This window comes from Acetatifactor aquisgranensis, assembly GCF_943193215.1.
In the GTDB taxonomy this organism is placed as follows: Bacteria; Bacillota; Clostridia; order Lachnospirales; family Lachnospiraceae; genus Acetatifactor; species Acetatifactor aquisgranensis.
The window spans coordinates 57,880-83,169 of record NZ_CALPDH010000016.1 but is presented as its reverse complement, the minus strand read 5'-3'; the positions used below and the strand labels follow the sequence as shown (position 1 = coordinate 83,169).

At 55.0% G+C, this 25,290-nt stretch carries 20 protein-coding genes; 18 read left to right on the top strand and 2 right to left on the bottom strand.

Going from position 1 to position 25,290, the window contains the following annotated elements:
• Positions 1–285 precede the first annotated feature (285 nt).
• The 13 genes from NFS35_RS14850 to NFS35_RS14795 all read left to right on the top strand — a co-directional run bounded on the left by NFS35_RS14850 (position 286) and on the right by NFS35_RS14795 (position 15,214).
• Positions 286–2,019, top strand: a complete 1,734-nt coding sequence (locus tag NFS35_RS14850; protein WP_251207903.1) for an extracellular solute-binding protein — start codon at positions 286–288, stop codon at positions 2,017–2,019.
• A 120-nt stretch (positions 2,020–2,139) separates the two neighbouring features.
• A complete protein-coding gene (locus NFS35_RS14845; RefSeq protein ID WP_251207902.1) occupies positions 2,140–5,706 on the top strand; it encodes a hypothetical protein in 3,567 nt (1,188 codons plus the stop codon).
• Between the two features lie 187 nt (positions 5,707–5,893).
• Positions 5,894–7,477: a transglutaminase domain-containing protein gene (locus NFS35_RS14840; RefSeq protein ID WP_251207901.1), complete on the top strand. Its 1,584-nt coding sequence runs from the start codon at positions 5,894–5,896 to the stop codon at positions 7,475–7,477.
• Between the two features lie 200 nt (positions 7,478–7,677).
• Complete coding sequence (gene cuyB / locus NFS35_RS14835) at positions 7,678–8,415, top strand: cysteate racemase (RefSeq protein ID WP_251207900.1); 738 nt, start codon at positions 7,678–7,680, stop codon at positions 8,413–8,415.
• On the top strand, positions 8,403–8,534 hold the full coding sequence (locus NFS35_RS29020; RefSeq protein ID WP_275564691.1) for a hypothetical protein: 132 nt from the start codon (positions 8,403–8,405) through the stop codon (positions 8,532–8,534). The genes cuyB and NFS35_RS29020 overlap by 13 nt, the downstream gene beginning before the upstream one ends.
• A 2-nt stretch (positions 8,535–8,536) precedes the next feature.
• On the top strand, positions 8,537–10,051 hold the full coding sequence (locus NFS35_RS14830; RefSeq protein ID WP_251207899.1) for an amino acid adenylation domain-containing protein: 1,515 nt from the start codon (positions 8,537–8,539) through the stop codon (positions 10,049–10,051).
• A 134-nt stretch (positions 10,052–10,185) separates the two neighbouring features.
• Positions 10,186–10,434: a hypothetical protein gene (locus NFS35_RS14825; protein WP_251207898.1), complete on the top strand. Its 249-nt coding sequence runs from the start codon at positions 10,186–10,188 to the stop codon at positions 10,432–10,434.
• Between the two features lie 31 nt (positions 10,435–10,465).
• Positions 10,466–10,696 carry a phosphopantetheine-binding protein gene (locus NFS35_RS14820; RefSeq protein WP_251207897.1) on the top strand — a complete coding sequence of 77 codons (231 nt, stop codon included), beginning with the start codon at positions 10,466–10,468 and terminating at the stop codon, positions 10,694–10,696.
• A gap of 27 nt (positions 10,697–10,723) precedes the next feature.
• Positions 10,724–12,313, top strand: coding sequence for an MBOAT family O-acyltransferase (locus tag NFS35_RS14815; protein WP_251207896.1), 1,590 nt, complete (start codon positions 10,724–10,726; stop codon positions 12,311–12,313).
• A 186-nt stretch (positions 12,314–12,499) separates the two neighbouring features.
• The gene (locus NFS35_RS14810; RefSeq protein WP_251207895.1) at positions 12,500–12,796 is read left to right on the top strand and encodes a type II toxin-antitoxin system RelB/DinJ family antitoxin; all 297 of its coding nucleotides are present in this window, start codon (positions 12,500–12,502) and stop codon (positions 12,794–12,796) included.
• 6 nt (positions 12,797–12,802) lie between these two features.
• On the top strand, positions 12,803–13,222 hold the full coding sequence (locus NFS35_RS14805) for a putative toxin-antitoxin system toxin component, PIN family (RefSeq protein ID WP_251207894.1): 420 nt from the start codon (positions 12,803–12,805) through the stop codon (positions 13,220–13,222).
• Between the two features lie 72 nt (positions 13,223–13,294).
• Positions 13,295–14,344, top strand: coding sequence for an SGNH/GDSL hydrolase family protein (locus NFS35_RS14800; protein ID WP_251207893.1), 1,050 nt, complete (start codon positions 13,295–13,297; stop codon positions 14,342–14,344).
• 204 nt (positions 14,345–14,548) lie between these two features.
• Positions 14,549–15,214, top strand: coding sequence for a hypothetical protein (locus tag NFS35_RS14795; RefSeq protein ID WP_251207892.1), 666 nt, complete (start codon positions 14,549–14,551; stop codon positions 15,212–15,214).
• 168 nt (positions 15,215–15,382) lie between these two features.
• On the opposite strand, the gene NFS35_RS14790 is transcribed toward NFS35_RS14795, so the two are convergent.
• Both NFS35_RS14790 and NFS35_RS14785 read right to left on the bottom strand, forming a co-directional pair.
• The gene (locus NFS35_RS14790; RefSeq protein WP_251207891.1) at positions 15,383–16,021 is read right to left on the bottom strand and encodes a helix-turn-helix domain-containing protein; all 639 of its coding nucleotides are present in this window, start codon (positions 16,019–16,021) and stop codon (positions 15,383–15,385) included.
• Positions 16,022–16,179: 158 nt separating this feature from the next.
• Positions 16,180–17,037, bottom strand: coding sequence for an AraC family transcriptional regulator (locus NFS35_RS14785; RefSeq protein WP_251207890.1), 858 nt, complete (start codon positions 17,035–17,037; stop codon positions 16,180–16,182).
• 307 nt (positions 17,038–17,344) lie between these two features.
• Here NFS35_RS14785 and NFS35_RS14780 point away from each other — a divergent pair, with 307 nt between their 5' ends.
• The 5 genes from NFS35_RS14780 (at position 17,345) to NFS35_RS14760 (ending at position 25,282) form a co-directional block, all read left to right on the top strand.
• On the top strand, positions 17,345–18,637 hold the full coding sequence (locus tag NFS35_RS14780) for an ABC transporter substrate-binding protein (RefSeq protein ID WP_330640243.1): 1,293 nt from the start codon (positions 17,345–17,347) through the stop codon (positions 18,635–18,637).
• A 28-nt stretch (positions 18,638–18,665) separates the two neighbouring features.
• Positions 18,666–19,532 carry a carbohydrate ABC transporter permease gene (locus tag NFS35_RS14775; protein WP_251207889.1) on the top strand — a complete coding sequence of 289 codons (867 nt, stop codon included), beginning with the start codon at positions 18,666–18,668 and terminating at the stop codon, positions 19,530–19,532.
• On the top strand, positions 19,529–20,374 hold the full coding sequence (locus NFS35_RS14770) for a carbohydrate ABC transporter permease (RefSeq protein WP_251207888.1): 846 nt from the start codon (positions 19,529–19,531) through the stop codon (positions 20,372–20,374). Before NFS35_RS14775 ends, NFS35_RS14770 begins: the two co-directional genes overlap by 4 nt.
• A 175-nt stretch (positions 20,375–20,549) precedes the next feature.
• The gene (locus tag NFS35_RS14765) at positions 20,550–22,763 is read left to right on the top strand and encodes an alpha-galactosidase (RefSeq protein ID WP_251207887.1); all 2,214 of its coding nucleotides are present in this window, start codon (positions 20,550–20,552) and stop codon (positions 22,761–22,763) included.
• Between the two features lie 344 nt (positions 22,764–23,107).
• On the top strand, positions 23,108–25,282 hold the full coding sequence (locus tag NFS35_RS14760) for a glycoside hydrolase family 95 protein (RefSeq protein WP_251207886.1): 2,175 nt from the start codon (positions 23,108–23,110) through the stop codon (positions 25,280–25,282).
• The last annotated feature ends 8 nt before the right edge of the window (positions 25,283–25,290 follow it).

Below are 25,290 nucleotides of genomic sequence, written 5' to 3'. Positions count from 1 at the left end.
TGTGGGATAAGTGCAGTTTCTATTATACCTTTTTGAGTGCCTTTAGAGATAGTTCAAAAGTTAATACCTGAAATCTTTAAATATTATACCATTCCCGGATTGCCCTGTACAAGGGGTTTGAATCGTTAAGATACAGAATTTCGTTATTTTGTGAAGTTGAAAAGTCGAAAAAGTGATAGTATCATAAAGACACACCTGCAGGAGGGCGCCCATGCAGGAGGATGCGAATCTGCGGACAGACGCAGATTATCTATCGAAAAAAAGAGAAAGTGAGGAAACATATTTATGAAAAAGAAATGGCTCGCGCTTGCCTTATCAGCAGTGATGGCGGCAGGTACTTTGACAGCATGCGGCTCCGACGGCGGAAATGCCTCTTCCGATAATCAGGACAGCTCACAACAGGAGTCCTCACAGGATTCCCGGGAGAGCAGTGAAGAAAGTTCCGGAGAAAGTTCCGAAGAGAGTTCTGAGGAAAGCACAGGCGGAAGTTCCGCCTCTTCCGGCGAGACAGTGACCATCAAATTCCTGCATAAAGGACCCAAGCCGGAGGGCTGGGATGCGGTCTATGAAAAGTATCTGGAGATGACGAAAGATACCCTTAATATCGAACTGGACATCAACTGGGTAGAGCATGCGGATTACAAGGATAAGCTGAATCTGGAGATTACCTCCGGATCTGAGTGGGATCTGGTATTCGACGCTTCCTGGGTACAGCTGAAGAATCTGGCTCCCGAAGGATATTATGCGGATCTGTCCGGCTACTTCAATAATCCCGAGGAATATCCCGGACTTGCCAGGGCTTTCTCCGCGGAGACCATGGAATCCAATATCTGGTTCGATTCCATGTGCTATATCCCTCTTTATGAGGTATATGGAAACGGTATTCCCTGTATCTGGTACAGGCTTGACTGGGCCAAGGAGTGGAATATCGGCACCGACGGAAAGATTGAAAGCTATGATGATATGGAGAAGTACTGGCAGGCAGCCGTGGACAATGGCAAAATCGGTTATGGCGCCACACAGGCCAGAGGATTCTTCCAGCAGCTGTCCCTCCGCGGCGAAGTGTATCCCGGTTCCGCGGAAGCAGGCCTGCAGCAGTTCTCCGCAGCAGGCCTGACGATCTGGACATATACCAAGGACAATCAGCTGGTAGCCTATGCGGTAGAGGGTTCAGGCGATGAGAACTTCAAGGATTTCCCCGAAGGATGGCAGTATGATTTCGGTATGGACAGATACGAGAAGTTCTCAGAGTGGCAGGATGCGGGCTACATCGATCCAGACTCTTTAAGCTGTACCGATGCGGCTACCCCTTTTGAGAGCGGCCTGAGCGCTTCCTATGTGGGTACCCTGGACGACTATGTGGGTGTAAAGGACATGGAGAAGACTCTGGGTGAGGGTACCGTAGGCTTCTTCGTATACTATGACGGCATCCGGAACATGGAAAAGGGAGCCATCGCAGTGGACTACGCCGGAAACAACGGCCTGTGCGTTCCCGCCAACTCCGACAAGATAGATTCCACCATGAAGTTCCTGGATTGGCTGTTCGGCTCTCAGGAGGCCCATGACCTGTTCCAGTTAGGAATAGAGGGCGTGGACTTCCAGTATGGAGAGACCGAGGGAACCTATGAGACGCTGACTTCCTACAGTTCTGACTTCGGCGGTTACGGATGGACCTGGAATCCGGAATATGCCCTGATTTCCGCGGCATATGACGATGAGGCGCTTGCCTACAGACAGTATGAATACGATCCGGAGAGCTTCAGCTCCCTGCCGATTCTTGGTTTCCATTTCGACACCACGGATGTGGATCTCTCCACGGCAGTGGCTCAGTGTAAGGCTGTGACGGACATGGTTTCCACGGTAAAACTGCACGGAATCAAGACTGACGGCAACGGCGTGTCCTATGACACTATCACAGAGATGCTGAATGCCAATACGTCCTCCGCTATGGAAAACGGCGGACAGCAGGTGGTAGATGCCCTGGTAGAGCAGCTGACCGCGTTCCTTGCAGCAAAATAAACTGTTTCAGATTAGAAGGGCAGCGTGTTTTGTAAAGGCACACTGCCCTTTTTGCCTTACGGAAAGCCCGCCGATGGGCGGACATAGAATCTAAAGTTGCCTTAAGGGGAGGAAAATCAGGTGGATAAGAACAAGGTAAGGGTTGATTTGCTGAGGGAATGGAGACAGGAGAGGCTGGAGGACGGAATCCGCTTTTCCTATCCTGTGCCGGAGAGAGCCAGGGGATTCTGTCCTCGCGGGTTCGTGCGGGAGAGCGACAGCGCGGCTGATTTCGTGGACTGGCAGGGACTGTTCCTGACGGTGCGGGAGGAATCCGGCGCGGCCTGGGAGCGGGAGGCGGCGGAACCGGAAACCCGTGGACATGGGCAGACATTGAATGCTCCGGCACAGTTGTATGTGGCAGTCTTTTTCGCGGAGGAGGAGCCTTTGAGGGCGGAGATTTCTGTGCCTTTGCGGAGCGGGGAGGCGGTTGTGGAAGTTCCTTTTACATATTTCCCGCAGGAAATGGCCAGAGAGAATCGCTTCGAGTTCGTGACGGCTGTGGAGGTCGCGTGGCCGGGGAGCCGCCTGGAGCTGACGGAGTGCGCCATGCAGCGAAAGCCCGGTCTTTCTGTCTGTATGCCGGTGAAAGGGAAAGCGGGGGAGCCCGGTGAGGATATATATTATCGAGGAACCGTATATAACTGTACGTCAACAGAATTGGCGGTGACGGCGGGCCAGGTGTTCGGGGGCTGGGAATCTCTCATAGCCGAAGTATGTCTGGGCCGGGGAGGAAAGGGCGCGGACCCGGCGGATACAGGCCGCTGCATCCTGCTGGCGCCAGGGGAAGGCGCGCCGATTACGGTGACAGTGAGGGTACATGATTACATGGTTTCGGGCGGGCATGAGAACACGGTCATCAGGGTGCGCGGGCAGGGGAGCAGGGGCTCTTTTCAGGACAGTGTGGAACTGAAGACCCTGCGCAGTCTCCCCCATCCCTATCTGTACCACGATGCCGCCGCGTGGCAAAAGACCATGGAAAATATCCAAAGCTATGAGCCTTTCCGTGAGGATTATGAGCATTACCGGGAAATTGCGGACGCGTGGGCGGTGGAGAATCCGCTGCCGGGACGGCCTTTCTGCTATGAGACGAAGACGGAAGAATCTGTCATGTCCGCCGCCTATCTGTACGCGCTGACAGGTGAGCGGGGATACGCGGAGAAGCTGGCGGACTTTTTCCGGCGTTTTTCCAGTCCGGCAGACGGGTATCCGGCAAGGAAACGGGGCTGCAGCCAGTCCTATGTGCAGGAGGGGCATTTCTTCAAGCATCTGGCCGTTGCCTACGACATCGTCTGTGATGCGGGTGTACTGACCTGTGCTGACAAGGAGGCTGTGGAGGAGTGTTTCAGACTGTACATGGAGATGCTGGATAAGCATGTGCGGGACGGGCGTATTTCCAACTGGCTGCTGTCGGAGCTTCAGGGGGCGCTGTTCTGCGCGCTGGCGCTGCAGGATATGGACCGGGCGCTGCGGTTCGTCTTTGGCCGGGGCGGTATCCTGGAACAGTTCCGCTATGGCATTTTCAACGACGGATGGTGGCATGAATGCTCGGTGGGCTATAATACGTGGGTGTCTTCCATCATGCTTCACACGGCTCACGCGCTGGTTCCCTTTGGATACAATCTGGCCCATGCCTATTTCCGGATTCCTTTCAATAAGGAGGTCAGTTCCACCTACCGGGGAGAGGCGCCGAAGGTGGATTTCGGCATGTACAATCAGAAATGGGGCGGGAATCGGAAAGCTGCCGTATGTATCAAGGATATGTTCGATGCCACGCTGCCTTTTCTTGATTACAGGGGCGTGTTGTTCGGGATTGCCGATTCTGATGAGAAGAAACTGTCGGGGGCCCATTTTGGGTCTACTTATGACCTGGCCTACTATTATTATGGGGACAGTCAGTATCTGCCTGTTATCGCAAAGAATGAAGCCGATTGTATTTTCGGGGAGCCCGGGGTGCATATGCAGGCGCTGGCAGGAGAGGCGGCAGCAGGCTGTGTGCCGCCCATGGGAAATGCCTGCGCGGACAATATCGGCCTTGCGCTGCTGCGCAGCCGGAAACCCGGCAGGCAGCAGCGGGAGCAGATTCAGGCAGTGCTGCGTTATGGCTCCCACGGCAATGCCCACGGGCATTTTGATGTGACAGACCTGCTGTCCGTGATGCGATACGGACGGAGCTTCTTCAACCCGGAGAACTGCTGGTGGGGCTATGCCCATTTCATGTACAAATTCTATGTGCAGTGCTCTCTGACCAAGAACATGGTGGTAGTGGACGAGAAGATGCAGAACCCCGCGGATTCCAGGAAAATCCTCTGGCAGAGCGGGGAGGGGCTGCAGGCGGCTGGCATCGAGGTGCGGACGAAGTGGTCCTATCCTCCTTACGGCGGCATGGTCTACACCCAGGACGGGCAGACTGCCACCAAGGAGGAACTGCGCAGGCGGTGCCGGATGAACGGATGCTTCCTGCCCATCCTGGAGGGCGAGCAAAGTCCGGGCTACGGCGAGCTGACCGGGTTCACGGAGCCTGTTTTACAGCGGCGGGTCATGGCGGTGACGGACGACTACATCGTGCTCTTTGACTATGTGAAAGGGGAGAAAGAGCATTGTTACGACAGCCTGATGCAGATAAAAGGCTTTCTGGGCATAGAGGGGAGCAGCGTGAAGCGGACGCGCCACACGGAACAGATGAATCCGAACCCTGTCTCCGATGCCCAGTTCATCACGGACTGTGACTGGTATGAAGTGGATGGGGACAGCGTGGCGCGTTTCCGCACCGTGTTCACGGAGGAGCATGCCGGGGAGAGGCTGATTTGCGACCGGTCCAACTACAATGAACCGGGCATCCTGAACATGGATGTCCACACCGCCTGGCCCAGGCAGACGGAGCAGATGGTGGGCCGGGTGGCAGTTTATGAGGGCTGGGCCGCGGACGGTAACGGCTATACTATTCCTCTGTCCTACCGTGTGGAACTGGACCAAATTACGGCAGATGAGGGCGCGTTTGACGGATGGATTCTGGGGCGGGGCGAAGTGGCGCTGGATGTGAAAGGGGTTTCTCAGGCAGTGCTGTCCCTGAAGCAGGGCGTCATGCACAATGAAATCGGGGAGCCTGTCCGAACGCCCCAGGGGGTATTCTGGGGAGAAATCTGTCTGGAACTGGAAGACGGAAATGTAATCAACCTGGGGCGGATGATGAAAGAGGCGATGGATTCAGGCCGGAGTCCGGAGAGGATCCGTATGGAAAACGTGGATTCCGGCTGCGGAATCGGCAGGGACTACAAGGGCGGCCGGGTAACGATTGTCGGGACGGAGTATCCGTACGCGCTGGGAGCGAGCCCTGTGGATTATGAGAGGGAAAGCCGTATCATCCTGAATCTGGAGGGGCTTGGGGCAGTGCGGCTGACAGCCTGTGTGGGCGTGGACGCTTTCCCGGGGGACGAGTGGCAGAAGCGGAAGACCTACGCTGTCCGGAGCAGGGGAGAACTGGGGCGCTTCGTGACCGTCGTCGAGCCTTATGAGACAGAATCTGCCATCGCCGCAGTGACCGCGGAAAGCCCGGACTGCGTACAGGTGACATTGAAGGACGGAAGCGTACAGACGATTACTCTGACCGGCATGGAAGAGGGACGGCCGCAGGTCAGGCTGCGCTGACAGCACGGTCTACATTCAACTCTTGCTAAGATAGCACCTTCTGTGTTATGATAGGGAAAAGATATCAGGGCTGTCAGGGGGGCGGCCCTGAAAGAACGATACAGGAAAAGGATGCCATCAGGCGACAGCCATGCAAAAAAACAGTGAGAAATCTAATTTAAGACGGAGAGCAGGAAGCGGAAAGCGTATGAAAATCGGGATTATATGCTTGGTGGTTCTTGCTCTCTTTGTGATAGGCGGATGGTTTTACGTAGACGGTCTGGCCTATAAAACCGTGCATGTGGAGGCAGGCATTGAAGTGTCTGCCTCAGACCTTATGAAACAAGCGGACAGCGGGGCGGTCTTCACCCGGGACAGCCAGCCCTTTGACATCGCGGTGCCGGGAGAATATCAGGTGAGGGTGAAAAGCGGCCTGTTCACCCACAGCTGTCTGCTGATTATCGAGGACACCATTGCCCCCGCGGCGGATGCCGTGCCGGTGATGCGGGAAATGGGGGAGGCATTCGGAGCGGAGAACTTTGTGGAGAATATTACGGATGCCACGCAAGTCACGGTCTCCTATGTGACGGAGCCGGATTTTTCCCGGACGGGAGAGCAGGATGTCCAGGTCATTCTGACGGACCGGGGAGGAAACTGGACGGTAGTGGATTCAAAGCTGTTCCTGATCCGGCTGGCGGAGAGCGTGACCATGGAGGCCGGAGGGGAAATGCCGGAGGTGGGCAGCTTCGTGGAAGAGGGAAGAAATGCGATATTTCTGACACGGATGTCGGAAATCGATACCCATAAGGCCGGGGACTATGAAGTGCTGCTGGAGGTGGACGGGGAGGCCTATTCCTCTACCCTGCATGTAGTAGACACCGTTCCGCCGCAGATGGAGGTCCGGGATATCGAAAGCTTTCTCCAGGTGCCCAGAAAAGCGGAGGATTTTGTCGTGTCGTCGGAGGACGCCACGGAGATAACGTTCTCTTTCAGACAGGAGCCGGACCTGTCCCTGGCGGGCACTCAGGAGCTGGAAATCGTCGCCACGGACAGCGGGGGCAATGAAACGGTGAGACAGGCCAATCTGACGCTGCGGGAGGACACCCAGGCCCCTGTCATCCACGGGGCGGTGAACCTGGATTACTTTTTGGGGGAAAGTATTTCCTATCGGAAAAACGTCACTGTCACCGACAACTGTCAGGAGGGCGTGGTGCTGGAGGTGGATACTACCAGCGTGGATTTGAACAAGGAGGGAGTCTATCCGATTACATATACGGCCAGAGACATAGCGGGCAATCAGTCCAGCGCCACGGTGAACCTGACAGTCAGAGACAGGATGTACAGCCTGGAAGAGATGAACGAATACGCGGACGCGGTGCTGGAGGAGATTATCGAGCCGGACATGAGCCTGCGGGATAAGGCATGGGCCATCTACAGCTATGTGCTGGGCCATGTGGCCTATATCAACCATTCGGAGAAAGGGGACTGGATTCGGGCGGCCTACGAGGGGCTGGTGGACGGGAAAGGCGACTGCTATGTCTATGCCTGCACCGCTAAGGCTCTGCTGACGAAGGCTGAAATCCCCAATCTGGATATCAGGAGGGTGCCCACAGGCTTTGAGCACTACTGGAATCTGGTGGACGTGGGGGAGGGCTGGTATCATTTTGACACCACGCCCAGGCCGGATCACCCAACCATTTTCCTGTGGACGGACAAGGAGCTGATGGACTACAATGCGGAACATTACGGCGCATTCAATTATGACCCGGCCCTGTATCCGGAAATCAATTAAAATCGAAAGAAATTTTTAGAAAGAATATACAAATACGAAACAATTTCATGTAGGAATAGGATACAAATTCAGGATAGGATGTCAGAAGAACACAGGGGAGCGCCAGCTGCCCGGAATATCCGGCGAGAGGATGAAAGTGCAAAAAGAAGCGGATACAATAAGGAAGCGAATGTCCGCGGGGCGGATTTGGAGGTACATAAATGAAGAAGTTAGGTGTCATCGGCGGCCTTGGCCCCATGGCAACGGCATATTTTCTGCAATTGCTCACCCAGATGAGTGATGCGAAATCCGATCAGGAACATATGGAGATTCTTCTCCACAGCAAACCGCAGATTCCGGATCGCACCAGATTCATCCTGGGCCAGAGCGGGGAGAACCCTCTGCCCCAGATGGTAGAGATTGGGGTTGACTTAAAGAGTCAAGGGGCGGAGGCCATTGCCATTCCCTGCGTCACGGCCCATTATTTCCAGAAAAATCTGGAAGACGCCATAGGCATTCCCATCCTGAACGCCGTTGAGGAAACAGTGCTGTGCCTGAAAGAGGCGGGAATCAGCAGGGCAGGCATCCTGGCTACGGACGGCACCATTGAGAGCGGGCTGTTCCAGCGGGCGTTCGCGGGCGAAGGGATTTCGGCCATGCTGCCTGACCGGGCAGGTCAACAGGCGGTCATGCAGATTATCTATCAGAATGTCAAAGCGGGGCAGCCTGTGGATTCGGCGGCGTTTTGGCGGGTGGCGGAAGGGCTGTTCGGCCAGGGGGCCCAGGCTGTGCTGCTGGCCTGCACGGAGCTGTCGCTGGTGAAGCGGGACTTTGGGCTGGGGGAGGGATTCCTGGACGTGATGGAGGTGCTGGCGAGAAAGGCGGTTCTTATCTGCGGCCGCCTGAAAGGACAGTATGAATGCCTGCTGCGGCTTCGGGAGGGGCAATGCCCATCTTGAACAGATTCGCAAATTCTGGCGGTCTATGGTATGGCCGGGAAACGGATATAGGAACGCCCATGACCGATGCGGTCAATGGGCAGATCAAGAGACTTTTCTGGAATGATCCGGAGGAATGAAGATGCAGAACAATGTATTGGACTACTTAAATCATATCGTAAAGCAGAAACCCGCAAAGACAGCCTACGCCGACGGCACGGAGGCCTTGAGCTTCCGGGAAGTATACGACCTGAGCCGCAGCGTCGGAAGCTTCCTCCACAAAAAGGGAATCTACAGAAAGCCCGTGGTGGTCTTCATGCGGAAATCCCCGAAAGAGGTGGCGGCCTTCTTCGGCGTGGTGGCAGGCGGCGATTTCTATGTGCCCATCGACGAGGAGATGCTCGCGGGGAGGATCCAGCTGATACTGGACAATGTGCGCTCGCCCCTGATCATCTGCGACCGGGAGACGGAGGAGACGGCCAGGACGTTCCGGATCGGGGAGGGGGAGGTTGTGCTATTCGATGAGATGGCGCAGTGCGGGATTGATGACAGGGCACTGGAGGAGATTCACCGGAATGCCATCGATACAGACCCGATCTACATCGTCTTCACCTCCGGCTCCACCGGAATCCCCAAGGGCGTGGCGGCCTGCCACAGGTCTGTGATAGACTATATCGAGCGGCTGTCGGAGGTGCTGGGCTTCGGGGAGGAGACGGTCTTCGGGAACCAGTCACCCCTCTACTTTGACGCCTGCCTGAAGGAGCTGTATCCTACGCTGAAATTCGGGGCCACCACCTACCTGATTCCCAGGGAGCTTTTCTCCGTTCCGGTGAAGCTGGTGGAGTATCTGAACGCCCACGGAATCAATACCATCTGCTGGGTGGTCTCCGCCCTGACCATGGTAAGCGCTTTCGGCACCTTTGATACGGTAAAACCCAAATTTCTACACACCATTGCGTTCGGCAGCGAGGTGTTCCCGATCAGGCAGTTCCGCATCTGGCGGGAAGCCCTGCCGGAGGCCGTTTTCACCAACCTGTACGGCCCCACGGAGGGCACGGGGATGTGCTGCTATTACCGGGTGGAGCGGGAATTTGCGGAAGACGAGGCGATTCCCATCGGCAGGCCTTTTCCCAACCGGGAGATTCTGCTGCTGACGCCCGAGGGGAAGCGGGCGGAGGCGGGACAGGAGGGCGAGATCTGCATCCGGGGCACGGCGCTGACGCTGGGCTATTACAATGACCCTGAGCGCACGGCGGAGGCCTTTGTCCAGAATCCCCTGAACACGGCCTATCCGGAGCGCATCTACCGAACCGGGGACATCGGACGCTATAATGAGGCGGGGGAGCTGCTGTTCGTGTCCCGGAAGGATTACCAGATCAAGCACATGGGCCACCGCATCGAGCTGGGGGAAATCGAAGTGAATGTGGACATGCTCCCTGACGTCCGCATGGCGGCCTGTATCTACGATACCTGGAAGGCGAAGATCGTGCTGTACTATGTGGGAGACCCTTCTGAGAAAGAAATGGCTGCAGTCCTGAGGACGAAACTGCCCCGTTACATGCTGCCTAACCGGATTATCCGGCTGGAGCAGCTGCCCTTTACGGCCAACGGGAAGATCGACCGGGTGACGCTGAAGAAAATGTATGAGGGGGCGTGAGGCGGGCCAGGCCATAGGCCGGAAACAGAGGTGGGCAGGCAGTCCGCATATTTTGAGGCGCTGAAATGCCTGAAATCGTGTCGGCATCCCACCTATTGACTGACGCCATAAAATGATAAATGGGTAGATTGTATATGGAAAAAGTGATTGAAAGTGTCGGATTAACGCTTCATGGCCTGGATGGACAAAGGAAAGAGATTCCTCTGGAAGTATGGCAAGTTGAAATCATCTGCCAAATACTTGGCCTGACGGTAAAAGTTCCCGACTTGGACGACTACGAAATGTCGCCAAGAGACAGAGTGGCCGAACGAATGGAACTTTATAATAACGCAATGAAAGAGCTGGTTTCCCAAAACAGGGAGAAAGAGGAATTCCGGCAATAAAAAATGAACTGGAAGAAAGGAAATGCCAATCATGGAAGAATTAATGGAGATTTTGAACAATTTACATCCGGACGTAGATTTTGAGACGGAGGAGCGTCTGGTGGACGACAAGATACTGGACTCCTTCGACATCGTCAGCCTGATCGCGGAGATCAATGAGACCTTTGACATCGCCATCACGGCAAAAGACATCCTCCCCGAGAACTTCAATTCCGCAAAGGCTCTCTACGCCCTGATTCAAAAGCTGGAGGAAGAAGCCTGAGGGTTGGGGGCTTAAGAGGAAGCGGTCATGCTTTTTACATCGTATGGATTTTTGGGATTTCTTGCGGTCTTGTTCTTGCTGTACTACATTATCCCCCGGAAATGCCAGTGGGGGCTGCTGCTGGGAGCCGGCTACCTCTTCTATTTCCTGGCGGGGGCGGAATATGTGCCCTACCTCCTGGTGACCACGGTGACGATTTGGTTCGCGGCCTGCCGGATTGAGGACAACGCCGACAGGCAGGCGGCCTACCTGAAGGAGCACAGGGCGGAGCTGTCCAAAGAGGAGAAAAAGGCCTATAAGGACAGGCAGAAAAAGGTGCGCCTGGGATGGATACTGGGGGGAATCCTTTTGAACATCGGTATCCTGGCGGTGCTGAAGTACACCAACTTCGCCATCGCCAACATCAACGGGCTGCTGGGGGCATTCGGGCAGACAGGAAGGCTTTCTTTCCTGACCCTTGCGCTGCCCCTGGGGATTTCCTTCTACACCTTCCAGGCGGTGGGGTATCTGATCGATGTGTACCGGGGGACAGTCCGGGCACAGAGGAACCCTTTCCGGTTCGCCCTGTTCGTGTCCTTCTTTCCCCAACTGGTGCAGGGGCCTATCAGCCGGTTCGGGGATCTGGCGGAATCCCTGTATGGGGAACACAGATTTGACGGAAAAACGGTAAGTTTTGGACTGCAGCGCATTCTGTGGGGCTATTTCAAGAAAATGGTCATCGCGGACAGGATGCTGGTGGGGGTCAACGCCATCATCGGGGACACGGATGCTTATCACGGCGCCTATGTGCTGGTGGGGATGTTCTTCTACGCCCTGGAGCTGTACGCGGACTTCACCGGGGGCATCGACATCACCATCGGAATCGCCCAGACTTTGGGCATCACTTTGCAGGAGAATTTCCAGCGGCCGTTCTTCTCCAAATCTCTCAAGGAATACTGGCGCAGATGGCATATCTCCATGGGCACATGGTTCCGGGACTATATCTTCTATCCCATCTCCGTGTGCAAGCTCATGCAGAAGTTCAACAAATTCTCCCGCCGCCATTTCGGGGAGAAGGTGGGCAAGCGGCTGCCGGTGTATCTGTCTTCGTTCGTGGTCTGGTTCGCCACGGGCATCTGGCACGGGGCCAGCTGGAATTTCATCGCCTGGGGGCTGGGGAACTGGGCCGTGCTGATGGTCTCCGAGACCCTGGAACCCGTGTATGCCAGATTCCACCAGCGCTTCGGGGCGGGCGGGAAGGGGTATGCTGCCTTTGAAGTGGCCAGGACTTTCCTGTTGGTGTCGATGCTGCGGACTTTCGACTGCTACCGTTCCGTGCCGGTGACCTTCCGGATGTTCGGCTCCCTGTTCACGGCCCGGAACTGGAACATCCTGTGGGACGGTTCGCTGCTCTGCTTAGGGCTTACGGCGCTTGACTACGGGATTCTGGCTGTGGGGACATTTGTTTTGGTATCAGTAAGCCTTATCCAGAGAAAGGGCAGCGTCAGGGAGCGGATTGCGGCAAAGCCCTATCCGCTGCGGTTCGCGCTGTGGTACGGCCTGTTCCTGGCGGTGCTGCTGGCGGGAGCCTACGGCATCGGGTATGACGCCAGCCAGTTTATTTATAATCAGTTTTAAAGGGAAATCGATTCCGTTCTGCTGTATCGGGAAATAGGAGAGTGAGAAAATCGGTATTCCAGATAATTTCACTGAAAAAGCATTGATAGTTTTCTGCATAAAGAATATAATATATGACAAACACATGCAAAGTTAATGTAGGGCAAATGCAGAACAAATGCGAAATATATGCGAGGAGGAAACGCCATGACAGAACAGGTTTTGATTCAATTTAGAGCGGACAAAGCGTTGAAACAGGAAGTGACTGAAATATATGAGAACCTTGGAATGGATCTGCCTACAGCATTCCGTATGTTCATGGTTCGGAGCAAAATGGTGCGAGGGCTTCCGTTTGAAGCCACTTTACCTGAAATGCTGATTACAAGGACAGAGGCAAAAAAAGCTTTTCACGAACTGCGAAGACAGGCAGCAGATCTTCCGGAAATGTCGCTGGATGAAATCAATGCTGAAATTTCAGCAGTTAGAGCGGAACGAAACAGGTAGATAGCTATGGAATATTATGCTGTAATTGACACAAATGTACTGTTGTCGGCACTGCTCTCCAAGAGTGAAGATTCGGCTACGGTTAAGGTATTGGATGCCGTTTTTGAAAGGAGAATCATTCCGCTGTATCATCAGGATATCCTGACGGAATACGATGAGGTGCTTCATAGAGAAAAATTCCATCTGCGGGAGGATGCGATACAGGTGGTTCTTGCTGCGGTCAGGCAGTATGGGGTGGAAGTGTTTCCGCAGCCCACAGGAGAAGTGCTGATAGATATGGATGATTTGGTCTTCTATGAGGTGGCCATGGAAAAGAGGGATGATGATGCTTACCTGGTAACAGGCAACCGGAAGCATTATCCATTCCGGGATTTCATCGTAACCCCTGCGGAGATGATAAAAATCATGGAAGGGAACACAGAATGAAAGCCATTCTCATCAGACACGGAAAAGTAGATTATCACTGGAAGATACCAAAAACGGACTGGGTGCAAGAGGATGAAAAAGAATACAAAAGCACAAAAGTGCATAAAAATAACAGCATCGGCATGCATCGTCCTTGCCACATTGTTCCTGCTCCAGCGCCTGCTGGTGCCCAAGTACGTGGACAACGTGGTAGAAGGCGCCTTCATCGCCGAATATTATGAAGAAGAAAAAGACCACAATGTCATCTTCATCGGCGACTGCGAGGTCTACGAGAACTTCTCCCCGGCCCTGCTCTGGCAGGAATACGGCATCAACAGCTACATCCGCGGCAGCGCCCAGCAGTACATCTGGCAGTCCTACTACCTGCTGGAGGACACGCTGCGGTACGAGACCCCGGAAGTAGCAGTGTTCAACGTGCTGTCCCTGCAATACGACCAGTCCCAGCGGGAGGCCTACAACCGGATGACCCTGGAGGGGATGGAATGGTCCCTGCCAAAGATAAAGGCCATCCTGGCCTCCATGAGAGAAGAGGAAAACTTCCTGGACTATGTGTTCCCCATTCTCCGCTACCACTCCAGATGGAGCGAGCTCACAGAAGCGGATATCGAATACATGTTCGATAAAAAGCCCGTCTCCCACAACGGTTACTACATGCGGGTGGACGTGAAAGCGGCCCGGGACGTGCCCGAGGGCCGCATCCTGGGGGACTATCAGTTTGGAGAGAACGCGTGGAAATACCTGGATAAAATCACCGCCCTCTGCGAGGAAAAGGGAATCGAACTCATCCTGATAAAAGCCCCCAGCCTCTACCCCTACTGGTATCCGGAGTGGGAGGCCCAGGTGGAAGAGTACGCCGCGGCCCACAATCTGCGCTACATCAACTTCCTGGAGCTTCAGGAGGACACCGGCATCGACTACAGCACCGACACCTACGACGGGGGCTTGCACATGAACCTGTCCGGGGCGGAGAAGCTTTCCCGGTATCTGGGGAAAATGCTGACGGAAGAGCTGAAGGTTCCCGACCGCAGAGACGAGGCGCACCTTTCCGCCCTCTGGGAGGAGAAAATCGCCGCCTACGAAGCGGAGAAGGAAGAACAATATCGGTATTACGGCATGAAATGAACGCCCGGCAGATGCCTGGCGGACCTGCATGGGGCATTCTCCCATTGCGGGGGACGGCAGTGAGCCAAAACAGACTGGCGCATACCCGCGCCCGCATAAACCTGCCGCGTAGCCCGGCTTGCGGCAGGCGCTGGGCACATAGCGGCAGGGGGCGTCCATCGTGCCTTTCACAGAAACCACAATGACTACAAAGGAGAGAACAAAATGAAAAAGAAAGAAAGTAAAATCAGCACCGTGAAAAAATGCGCCGTGCTTCTGGCGTCAGCCATGCTCCTTGCCACAGGCTGCGGCAAAGGGGACGAGAAGACCATCGACGGAAGCGTCCAGAATATGGAACAGGTGGACATCACCTCCGGGGCGGACGAGGCCGGCGCTCCGGGAGACGGGGAGGCGGCAGACGAGGGGCAGCAGGATTCCGGCCAGGGCGGCACCGGCAGCGCCCCGGCGGCCAACGGCGCCGCCAGCGGAGAGGGATACGCTTTTTCCTACAACGGCACCGTCATTGAAGTAGATGCGGATGCGGCACCCATCCTTGCCGTTCTGGGAGATCCCGTCTCCTATTTCGAGTCCCAGAGCTGCGCTTTCGAGGGAATGGACAAAATGTACACCTATAACAGCTTTGAACTGGACACCTACCCCAACGAGAGCAAAGACTACGTCTCTACAGTCATCCTGAAGGACGATTCCGTGGCCACGGCTGAGGGCATCTGCATCGGAGACTCCCGGGAGAAGCTGCTGCAGGCCTATCCGGACGGCGGCAAGGAGGAAGACGGAATGATAGTCTATGAAAAGGGAAACATGAGACTGTGCTTCATCATCAAAGGGGACGAGGTAGTCTCCATTGAATACAGGAGCACTGTGCTGAATTAGAGATGCCCGAAGTACGCGGCATGCTCGCCCACCGGGCAGAGACTGCCGGGAAATGATGTATGACTGCACCATTTCCCGGCAGTTCTGTTTTCCGTGAATGACTTATCTTCCGGACGATAACAAGCCGGCCGTTCCCCCGGAATCGGGGCATCGCCGTATCATGATTTTTCAGGGAGTCCCGTTATTCCGGGCCTTCCAGACAATGAGGATATCCGCCAGCACGCATACGAAAATATATCCGGCCCAGAAAAGCAGATATGTCCTGACAGAATTCCCCAACAAAGGGAGCGGCGCAAGCTGCCCCCAGAAACCGCCCGCCAGTCCGTCCAGGACATTGAAGCAGCAGGACAGGGGAATAAAAGCCAGGATCCACACATTCGGCAGCAGAAAAGACCGTCTTGCCCTTGCCTTGTCCTTTGTGCCAATAAACTGTCCCGCCAGGAACGTGCCTGTCCCCAGCAGCATGATGACCAGTCCGATTCCCACGGCATAGACCATCTGGCGCTCCAGCCAGATAATGATGGAAGAAACCAATCCGATCCCGTTCAGGATGGTGCCCGCCATAGTGAACAGCATGGCGCTCCATTGCTTCTCGGATTCGCCCACAGGCGGGGTCCCTTTCAGAAGATAATCGGTAGTGGTCTCAAAATAATTGCTCAACAGAATGATCTTCTCGATATCAGGTGTGCTCTGTTCGCTTTCCCACTTAGAAACCGCCTGCCTGGAAACCCCTATTTTATCCGCGAGCTCTTCCTGGGATATCCCCCTGGCTTTCCTCAGGTTCTGTATTCTGTCCGCAATGTTCATACCCGCGACCTCCTTCTGTTTGATGGCAATATAGTAGCAGAAACGGCGGTTGCGATGCCACCATTGTAGGCTTGCAATCCGGCAACTGCCGGTTGCAGCCCTGTTTCATCAGCGCTTTTGCCATCCCATCACAAGGAATTCACAGCTATATCAGCCCCCTACCGAGGACGCTTTCCGGCATGCTCATACCGCCAATCCCTGGGCGAGACGCCATACACATTTTTGAAGGCTCTGGAAAAATGCAGCTGATTGGGATACCCCACCACATTCCCGATATCGCAAATTGACAGGTCTGTCAGTTTCAGAAGCTCCGTGGCCTTGGTCATGCGGTAGGAAATCAGGAACTCCTGGGGAGTCTTCCCCATGCTCTCATGGAAAATCTTCCCGAAATAGCTCCGGTTCAGGCCGCAGGCCGCGGCAATATCTTCTACAGAAATATCGTTCTGGAAATTCTGTTCGATAAAGGAGAAAGCTTCCTTAATATAAAAATCACGCAGACGGCCTCCCTTTACGGTCTGTGGCGCGGAGGAGGAGCGCACCAGGCTGTCCATGAACAGATACAGATGCCCGATCAGGTGGAACGGAGTCTCCTCCTTGTGGTGCACGATATAGAGCATCTCTTCTTTCAGCATTTCGTAGACATCCTTGTGGCGGGCCCTGTACACCGGCTGTGAGGGGGAGAATCCGGCCAGTTCGATGTTCTCCTTGGCCCGCAGCCCGTCGAATTCAATCCACACATACTCCCAGGGGAGCTCATGGTCCGCGATATAAGTGGCTACCTGGTTGGGGAAAAGCAGAAAGCCCTGCCCGCTTTTGATCTGGTATTCGATAGATTCTCCTCTGGAGTTCTCCGCAAAGAGTCTGCCGGTGCCGGACAGACATAAATGGAACAGATAGTGATTCCTTGCAGCCGGCCCGAAAGAGTGGGATGGATCGCACTGTTCCCAGCCAAATTGATAGAGCCCCAGGTCAATAAAATTCTCGCTTGGAAAAACGGAAAAAATTACCTCGCTCATAAAGCACCTCTTTGTGGAATAGTATCTGATAATTTCCGCGCAAGAGTCATGATATCATAGGAACTGCTACGCGAACCCTGTAATCGTGATTATATACCAAAATGCTGACTGACTTCAACAAAATTCTGGAAAAATGGCATAATGGTATAAAACATGCAAAATTATACTATTTTCTGATAGCATAATGGCATGTTATCATATTTCTATCAAAAAAATCCGGTTGAGAGATATCATGGATGAAATCGAAATCCGGATACCAGTGTCTGTCCGGACAGGTGCTGGACTAAAATGAAAAGGAGCGAATGCCATGAATGGAAAGAAGTTTTTCCATGGAAAGAGAACAAAATGCGTGGGAATAGCGCTGTGCTGCATGACAGCCATGCTTCCCGTTGCGGGATGTGCTTCGTCCGGGAACAGCGGCAAGACTGAAATCGAAATCGTCCAGTACAAGCCGGAGGCGGCCAACTACTTCAAGACGGTGGAAGAGCAGTTCAACGCCACCCATGACGACATCCATCTGACCATCAACTCTCCCAATGATGCCACCACCATCCTCAAGACCAGGTTCATCCGGGAGGACTATCCGGACATCATCGGAATCGGCGGCGACATCAACTATTCCTACTTTGTGGACGCTGAAATCCTGACAGATATGTCAGATTATGGCGGGCTGCAGAGCATCAACCAGGGATACCTGGACATTGCCGAGGCCCTGGAGTTTGTGCCTGTGGACGGTACCTATATCGTGCCCTATGTGGCCAACGCGGCGGGCGTGCTCTACAACCGGCAGATGTTCGCTGACCACGGCTGGAAGATCCCGGAGACCTGGGAGGAGCTGCTGGCCCTCTGCGACGACATCCAGGCGGAGGGGATCCTGCCTTTCTATTTCGGCTTCAAGGACACCTGGACCTGTCTGGCGCCCTGGAACGCCATGGCCGTGGAGCTGGCGCCCTCGGACACCACCAAGCAGGTCAACCGCGGCGAGACCACCTTTACGGACCAGTACAGAGAACTGGCGGAGAAATATGTGCAGCTTCTGCCCTACGGCCCCGAGGATCCTTTCTCCTACGGGTACAATGACGCCTGTACCGCCTTCGCCAGAGGGGAATCGGCCATGTACCCCATCGGAAGCTACGCCACTCCTCAGATTCTCTCCGTGAATCCGGATCTGGACGTCGACTCCTTTGTGATGCCCGCCTGCGACAATAAAGACGACCGGACGCTGAATTCCGGTATCGATCTGGGCTTTTGCGTCATGGCGGACTGCCCCGACAAGGAAGCCGCCTACGAAGTCCTGGATTTCCTCCTTGCGGACGAGAACATACAGCAGTACATCGATGACCAGAACGCGGTTCCCTGCAAAAACGGCGATTTCCGGCTGGCCTCCATGCTGGACGGCATGCTGGAGTTCATCCAGACCGGGAACATGACGGATTATCAGGATCACTATTACCCTTCGGAAATGTCTGTGGACGCGCTGCTCCAGACTTTCCTGATTGAGAAGGATGTGGATGATTTCCTGGCCACCTTCGACACCAACTGGCAGAGGTACAACAGGGACATCATCCGCATGGTGCAGGAATATGCCCAGAACCATTAAATCCTGAAGGAGGGAAGGAGTAAAGACCATGAAAAATGACAGACAAAGAACATTTATGCTGATTACCATACCGATTCTGGCCCTGTTCGTCTGCTTCAACACCATCCCGCTGATCCGCGGGGTGATATACAGCTTCACTAATTTCAGAGGCTTCGGCAAATATGACTGGGTTGGCCTTCGGAATTACATCGATTTATTCACGGATGCGCGGGTAGGGAAATCCTACTGGTTCACCATCAAGCTGGCCCTTGTGACCACCGTGGTAGTGAACGTGCTCAGCCTGCTTCTGGCGCTGGGGCTCAACAGCAAGATCCGGGCCAAGGGATTCTTCCGGGGGGCCTATTTCCTGCCAAACATCCTGGGTTCCCTGGTAGTGGGCTACATCTTCAACTACTTTTTTACTTACATCATACCGGCGCTGGCGGACATGGCCGGAATCAAGGCTTTGAGCTCCAGCATCCTGTCCAGCCCCAGCAAGGCCTGGATCGGCGTCATGATTGTATGCGCATGGCAGGCCATCGCCATGAATACCATCATCTACATCTCCGGCCTGCAGACCGTGCCCGAGGACGTGTATGAAGCGGGCGGGCTCGACGGGGCCACCGGATGGAAGCAGTTCAGGTACCTGACGTTCCCGCTGATTATCCCATTCTTCTCCATCAACATGGTGCTGTGCGTGAAGAACTTCCTGATGGTGTTCGACCAGATTGTGGCATTGACCAAGGGCGGCCCTGCCCAGAGCACGGAGTCCATTTCCTACCTGATCTACAATAACGGCATGGCAGGCGGACAGTTCGGGTTCCAGAGCGCCAACGCGGTGGTATTCTTCATCGTGATCGTCATCATCTCCGTTGCCCAGATGAAATTTTCCAGTTCAAAGGAGGAGCAGCTATGAAACACACATCATCCATGGGAAAATCCAACAAAGCCGTCATGGTACTGCTTATCTTAGGGCTGTCCACCATTGTATTTCCGCTGTACATGACCATTGTGATCGCCTTCAAGCAGCCCTCTGAGATGACCAACAGCATCAGCGGCATCCTGTCCCTGCCCAAGACCTGGAGCCTGGACAATTTCCGGGAGGCCATGAGAGTGACGGATTTCTGGCACTCCCTGCAAAACAGCCTGCTGATCTCCATAAGCACCATCGTGCTGTCCGTATTGGTGCATTCCCTGATGGGCTATGCCTTAGGGCGCAATAAGGCCCACAGCAAGTTCTACAGCTTCGTGTACCTGTTCATCGTCAGCGGCATGTTCGTGCCCTTCGCCATCCTGATGATGCCCCTGGCGAAGCAGACGGCGGAGCTGCACCTGGCCAACTGGGTGGGCGTCATCCTCCTGTATGTGGTGTTCTATATGCCCATGAATATCATGCTGTACTCCGGGTACCTGGTGAACATCCCCATGGCCCTGGAGGAGGCGGCCAGGGTGGACGGCGCTTCCACCTGGAGGACCTACTGGAGCATCATCTTCCCCATCATGGGGCCCATGCACGCCACGGTGGCCGTGATTACGGCGCTGGCGGTGTGGAACGATGTGATGACGCCCCTGATCATCATGGCCGGTTCCGGGGAGAACACCCTGCCTTTGGCACAGCTGAACTTCCAGTCCCAGTTCGGGACCAACTATAACCTGGCGTTCGCGTCCTATCTGCTGTCGTTGATTCCGATTCTGATTTTCTATCTGGTGTGCCAGAAGCAGATCCTGAACGGAGTCACCAACGGAGCGGTGAAGTAGGGCTGCGGTTCCGGATTGGGAGGAATTTGGATACAGCCGGGGCATTCCGCGGGAAAACGCGGGGTGTTCCGGCTGGTTTTACTTTTTGCAATCTTGGTGTTGAAAGCGTGTCCGAAATAGGCTATACTGTTGTCTATAATATAGAAAAAAGAAAGGGATAAGCAGAGACAGGGCTATGGCGATAATTTATCAAAGGGATAAAGAGCATTCCGGCTCGAATCGTATCTTTACGATACACACAGCGCATTCCACTTATCAGATGAAGGTGGATGCCTACGGCTTTCTTTTGCATTTGTATTACGGAGGAAAGATATCCGGCCAAATGGAGGAAAGGCTTTCCATGGACTATCTTCTGACGTATTATGACAGGGGCTTCTCCGGGAATCCTGCCGCGGTGGGGTTAGACAGGACTTACTCCCTGGACGCCCTTCCCCAGGAATACCCGAGCCTGGGGACGGGGGATTTTCGCAGCAGCGCTTTCGCCCTCCGGAATGAGGACGGATCGGAGAGCTGCGACCTGCGCTATGTGAGCCATGAGGTGAGGAAAGGCAAATATGGCCTGCAGGGGCTTCCGGCGGTGTACGCCAAAGAGGAGGAGGCGGAGACTCTGGAGATTGTGCTGCGGGATTCCGTCAGCGGCGTGGAGGTCAGGCTTCTTTACGGAGTGCTGGAGAAAGAAGATATCATTACCAGAAGCGCCGTGATCTGCAATGGCGGTTCCGGGGAGATTGTGGTGGAGAAAGCGTTGTCGGCCTGTATGGATTTTGTGGCCGGGGAGTATGACCTGATTACTTTCCACGGGAGGCATGCCATGGAGCGGAATCTGCAGCGCACCCATATTGACCATGGCAGTCAACTGATTGGCAGCCGCAGGGGGACTTCCAGCCATCAGTATAACCCGGCAGTGATTGTAACGGACAGGAACGCCACGGAGGAAAACGGGAACTGTTATGGTATGATGTTCGTCTACAGCGGGAATTTTATGTGCGAGGCGGAGCGGGATCAGTATGACCAGACCCGGGTGATGATGGGGCTGCAGAGCGACCTGTTCCATTATCCCTTAAAGCCCGGGGAGTCGCTTGTGCTGCCCGAGGTGGTCCTGGGGCATACGGACAGGGGACTGGGCGCGCTTTCCAGGATGTTCCACGGTGTGGTCCGGAACCATATCTGCAGAGGAAAATTTCGCGACCGGATTCGGCCGGTGCTTCTGAACAGCTGGGAGGCGTCGTATTTCGATTTCAACGCCGACACCATCTGCGCCCTGGCCGAGAGCGCCGCGGAGCTTGGCATCGACATGGTGGTCATGGATGACGGCTGGTTCGGCAAGCGGGAGGATGACAACAGCGGCCTGGGAGACTGGCAGGTCAATGAGCGGAAACTGGGGTGCACGCTGGGTGAGATGATAGAGCGCATCAACGGATTCGGGGTGAAGTTCGGTATCTGGATCGAGCCGGAGATGGTGTCCGAGGACAGCAATCTGTACAGGGAGCATCCGGACTGGGCGCTGCGGATTCCGGGCAGAGAGCCGGTGCGCGGCAGGAATCAGCTGGTGCTGGACTTTTCCAGGGAAGAGGTGCGGGAATATGTGTTCCGGGAGATATGCGGTGTGCTGGAGCAGGGGAATGTGGAATATGTGAAGTGGGATATGAACCGAAGCCTCTCCGATATCTATTCCGCCCGGAACGCGCAGGGGAAAGTGACCTACGATTATATGATCGGCGTGTATGATTTCCTGGAAAAGCTGATGCAGCGCTATCCTGACATCATGATAGAGGGCTGCAGCGGCGGAGGCGGAAGATTCGACGCCGGGATGCTGTATTATACGCCCCAGATCTGGTGCAGCGACAACACGGACGCGGTGGACAGGGTGCGGATTCAGTATGGCACGTCCTTTTTCTATCCCGCCTCTGCGGTGGGTGCCCATGTGTCGGCTGTGCCCAATCACCAGACCGGCCGCAGGACAAGCCTCCGCACCAGAGGGGTAGTGGCCATGGCGGGGACTTTCGGCTATGAGCTGGATCCCGGGAAACTGTCCCCGGAGGAGAAAGAGGAGATACAGGAGCAGGTAAGGCAGTTTAAAGAATACGCGCCCCTGATTTACCGGGGGGATTACTATCGGCTGTCAGATCCTTTCCGGGAGGCTTTCGGGGCCTGGATGTTCGTCTCCGAAGACAAGAGCAGGGCGTTGCTGAGCGCGGTGATGCTGGAAATCCATGGGAACATGCCGGTGCATTATGTCAGGCTCAAAGGCCTGAAGCCGGACGCGGTATACGAGGATGCCCGGTCCCATAAGCGCTATTTTGGCGCGGCGCTGATGAACGCAGGACTTCCCATACCGATGAAGATGGAAGAGTATGCCGCGTACCAGATGGAGTTGTATGAAATCTGAGAGTCGTAAATCAGGCCATATATGTTTACCCAATGCAGCCTGGTTTCACGGCAAGTGAAATCGCTAAACAGTATAAAATCTGACGTTATGTAGTATGGCAGAAAGCCGTGTCTTCCGGGGCACGGCTTTTGCCAATTTCTTATCATTCTAGTTTTTCAGGCTGTTTATCGGCACCGAAACCGAAGCGATGTGCAGTGTTTCTGTTTCCGCTGGATAAAATAACGGAAATCAGTTGACATTGCCCGGTGAGATGTTAAAATGATTCCAACAGGTGTTTGTAAGAAAAGTTGACTATTCGGCGATGTCCGTCCACGGGCATATGCGCCGAAATGAGGAGGTAAAGGATGGGCAGGAAACTGGAACTGTATTATGCAAAGCCCGCAGGGCGGTGGGAAGAGACTCTGCCTGTAGGAAACGGGAAATTAGGAGCCATGATATGGGGCGGCGCCCGGGAGGAGATGCTGGGGCTGAATGAGGACAGCCTGTGGAGCGGCTATGAGAAAGACAAGGCCAATCCGGGGGCATACGACAGCCTGCAGAAAGTGCGGGAACTGATTTTCCAGGACAGAGTACCTGAGGCGGAAGAGATGATTCGCCGGAACATGATGGGAGAGTTTAACGAGAACTACCTTCCTCTGGGCAATCTGCATATCGTCTATCGGAACCTGGGCGGCCAGGACAAGACTAAGGAGCCTGAGACAGAGAACTACCGCCGCAGCCTGGATCTGGAGGAGGCTATATCTTATGTGGATTTCCGGGCGGAGGGCGTTCAATATCACAGAGAAGTCTTCGCCACCTATCCGGGCAAGGCGGTTGTCATGTCCCTGGAGGCATCCCGGCCGGTGATGGAGCTGGAGATTTTCCTGGATTCCCGGCTGAAGTGCGTTTCGGAGTCGGAGGCAGAAGGCCTGCGGATCCGGGGCAAATGTCCGGAGCATGCAGATCCCTGCTATGTGCGCCGGGGAGAGGAGGCCATAGTCTGGGGCTACAGAGGAATCCGTTTCACGGGCAGAATCAAAGTGCTGGAGAGCGACGGCGAGCTGGTTGTGGCCGATGGCAGGATTCGGATAAAAGGCGCCTCCCGTGCGGTGCTGTCCGTAGAAATGGTACAGCCTGCGGCGCTTGCGGGGGACTATGCTGCCATCAAAGAAACGCACATCACGGATTACAGGAAGATATTTGACAAGGTGGAACTGTATCTGGGAGAACAGATAGAGCTGCCCACGGATGTCCGCCTGCAGAACCTGAAAGACGGCGGCGAGGACAACGGGCTATTCGCGCTGTATTTCCAGTATGGCCGCTACCTTATGATAGCATCCTCCAGAGAGGGGAGTTTTCCGGCCAATCTCCAGGGAATCTGGAGCTGGGAGATGCAGCCCCCCTGGAGCAGCAACTGGACCACCAATATCAACCTGCAGATGAACTACTGGCCCGTCTTGAGCTGCGGGCTGGAGGAGTGCATGGAGGCCTATCTCTCCTATGTGGAGAAGCTGGCAGAGCGCGGAAAGCGGACGGCGGCAGTCAATTACCGCTGCCGGGGAACCGTCCACCACCACAATGCCGACGGGTGGTATGCCACCAACCCGGTGGGCATCGTTTATGGCAATGAGGCGGGGCAGGACGGCAGCGTAACATGGGGCATGTGGCCCATGGGAATGTCCTGGCTGGTGCAGGAATTTTATCGGTATTACGAATACACCGGGGATAAGGCATTCCTGAGGGAGAGAGCCTATCCCGTGTTCAGGGAGTGTGCTCTGTTCCTGGCGGACTGGCTGGTGGAGCATCAGGGCCGGTATGTGACCTGTCCCTCCACCTCCCCGGAAAATGTCTATTATAATGAGGCCGGGGAGAAGTGCTCGGTCACTTATGCTTCCGCCATGGATCTGGAGCTGACAGAGGATGTCTTTTGTCATTATCTATCCATCTGCGAGATTCTGGGGATAGAGGAGCCTCTGACAGAGGAAGTGAAGGAAAAGCTGGGGCGGCTGGAACCTGTGAAACGGGGCAGTTACGGACAGATTCTGGAATGGGCCAGGGAATACCGGGAAGTGGAGCCCGGCCACAGGCATGTGTCCCATCTGTACGGCCTGTTTCCCTCGGAACTGTGGGAGGGAAAGGCGGAAATGAAGCAGGCGGCCCGCGTTTCTCTGGAGAACCGCCTGAAAAACGGCGGCGGATACACAGGATGGAGCTGCGCCTGGATCGTGAATCTGTTCGGTGTACTGGGCGACGGGGAGAAAGCCTGGGAGTACCTGCACATTCTCCTGACAAGGTCCACCTACCCCAACCTCTGGGATGCCCATGAGCCTTTCCAGATTGACGGCAATTTCGGCGGCATTGCAGGCATCTGCAACATGCTGGTGCAGGACAGGGGAGGAGAGGTGAAGCTCCTGCCCGCTCTTCCGAAGCAGTTCGCCTCCGGCTATGCAAAGGGGCTTCGGATAAAGGGCGGAAAAGCGGTAGACCTGGCGTGGGAAGACGGAAAAGTGGTCTCCTCGGAGATTTATCAAAAGAATTGATGACAGGC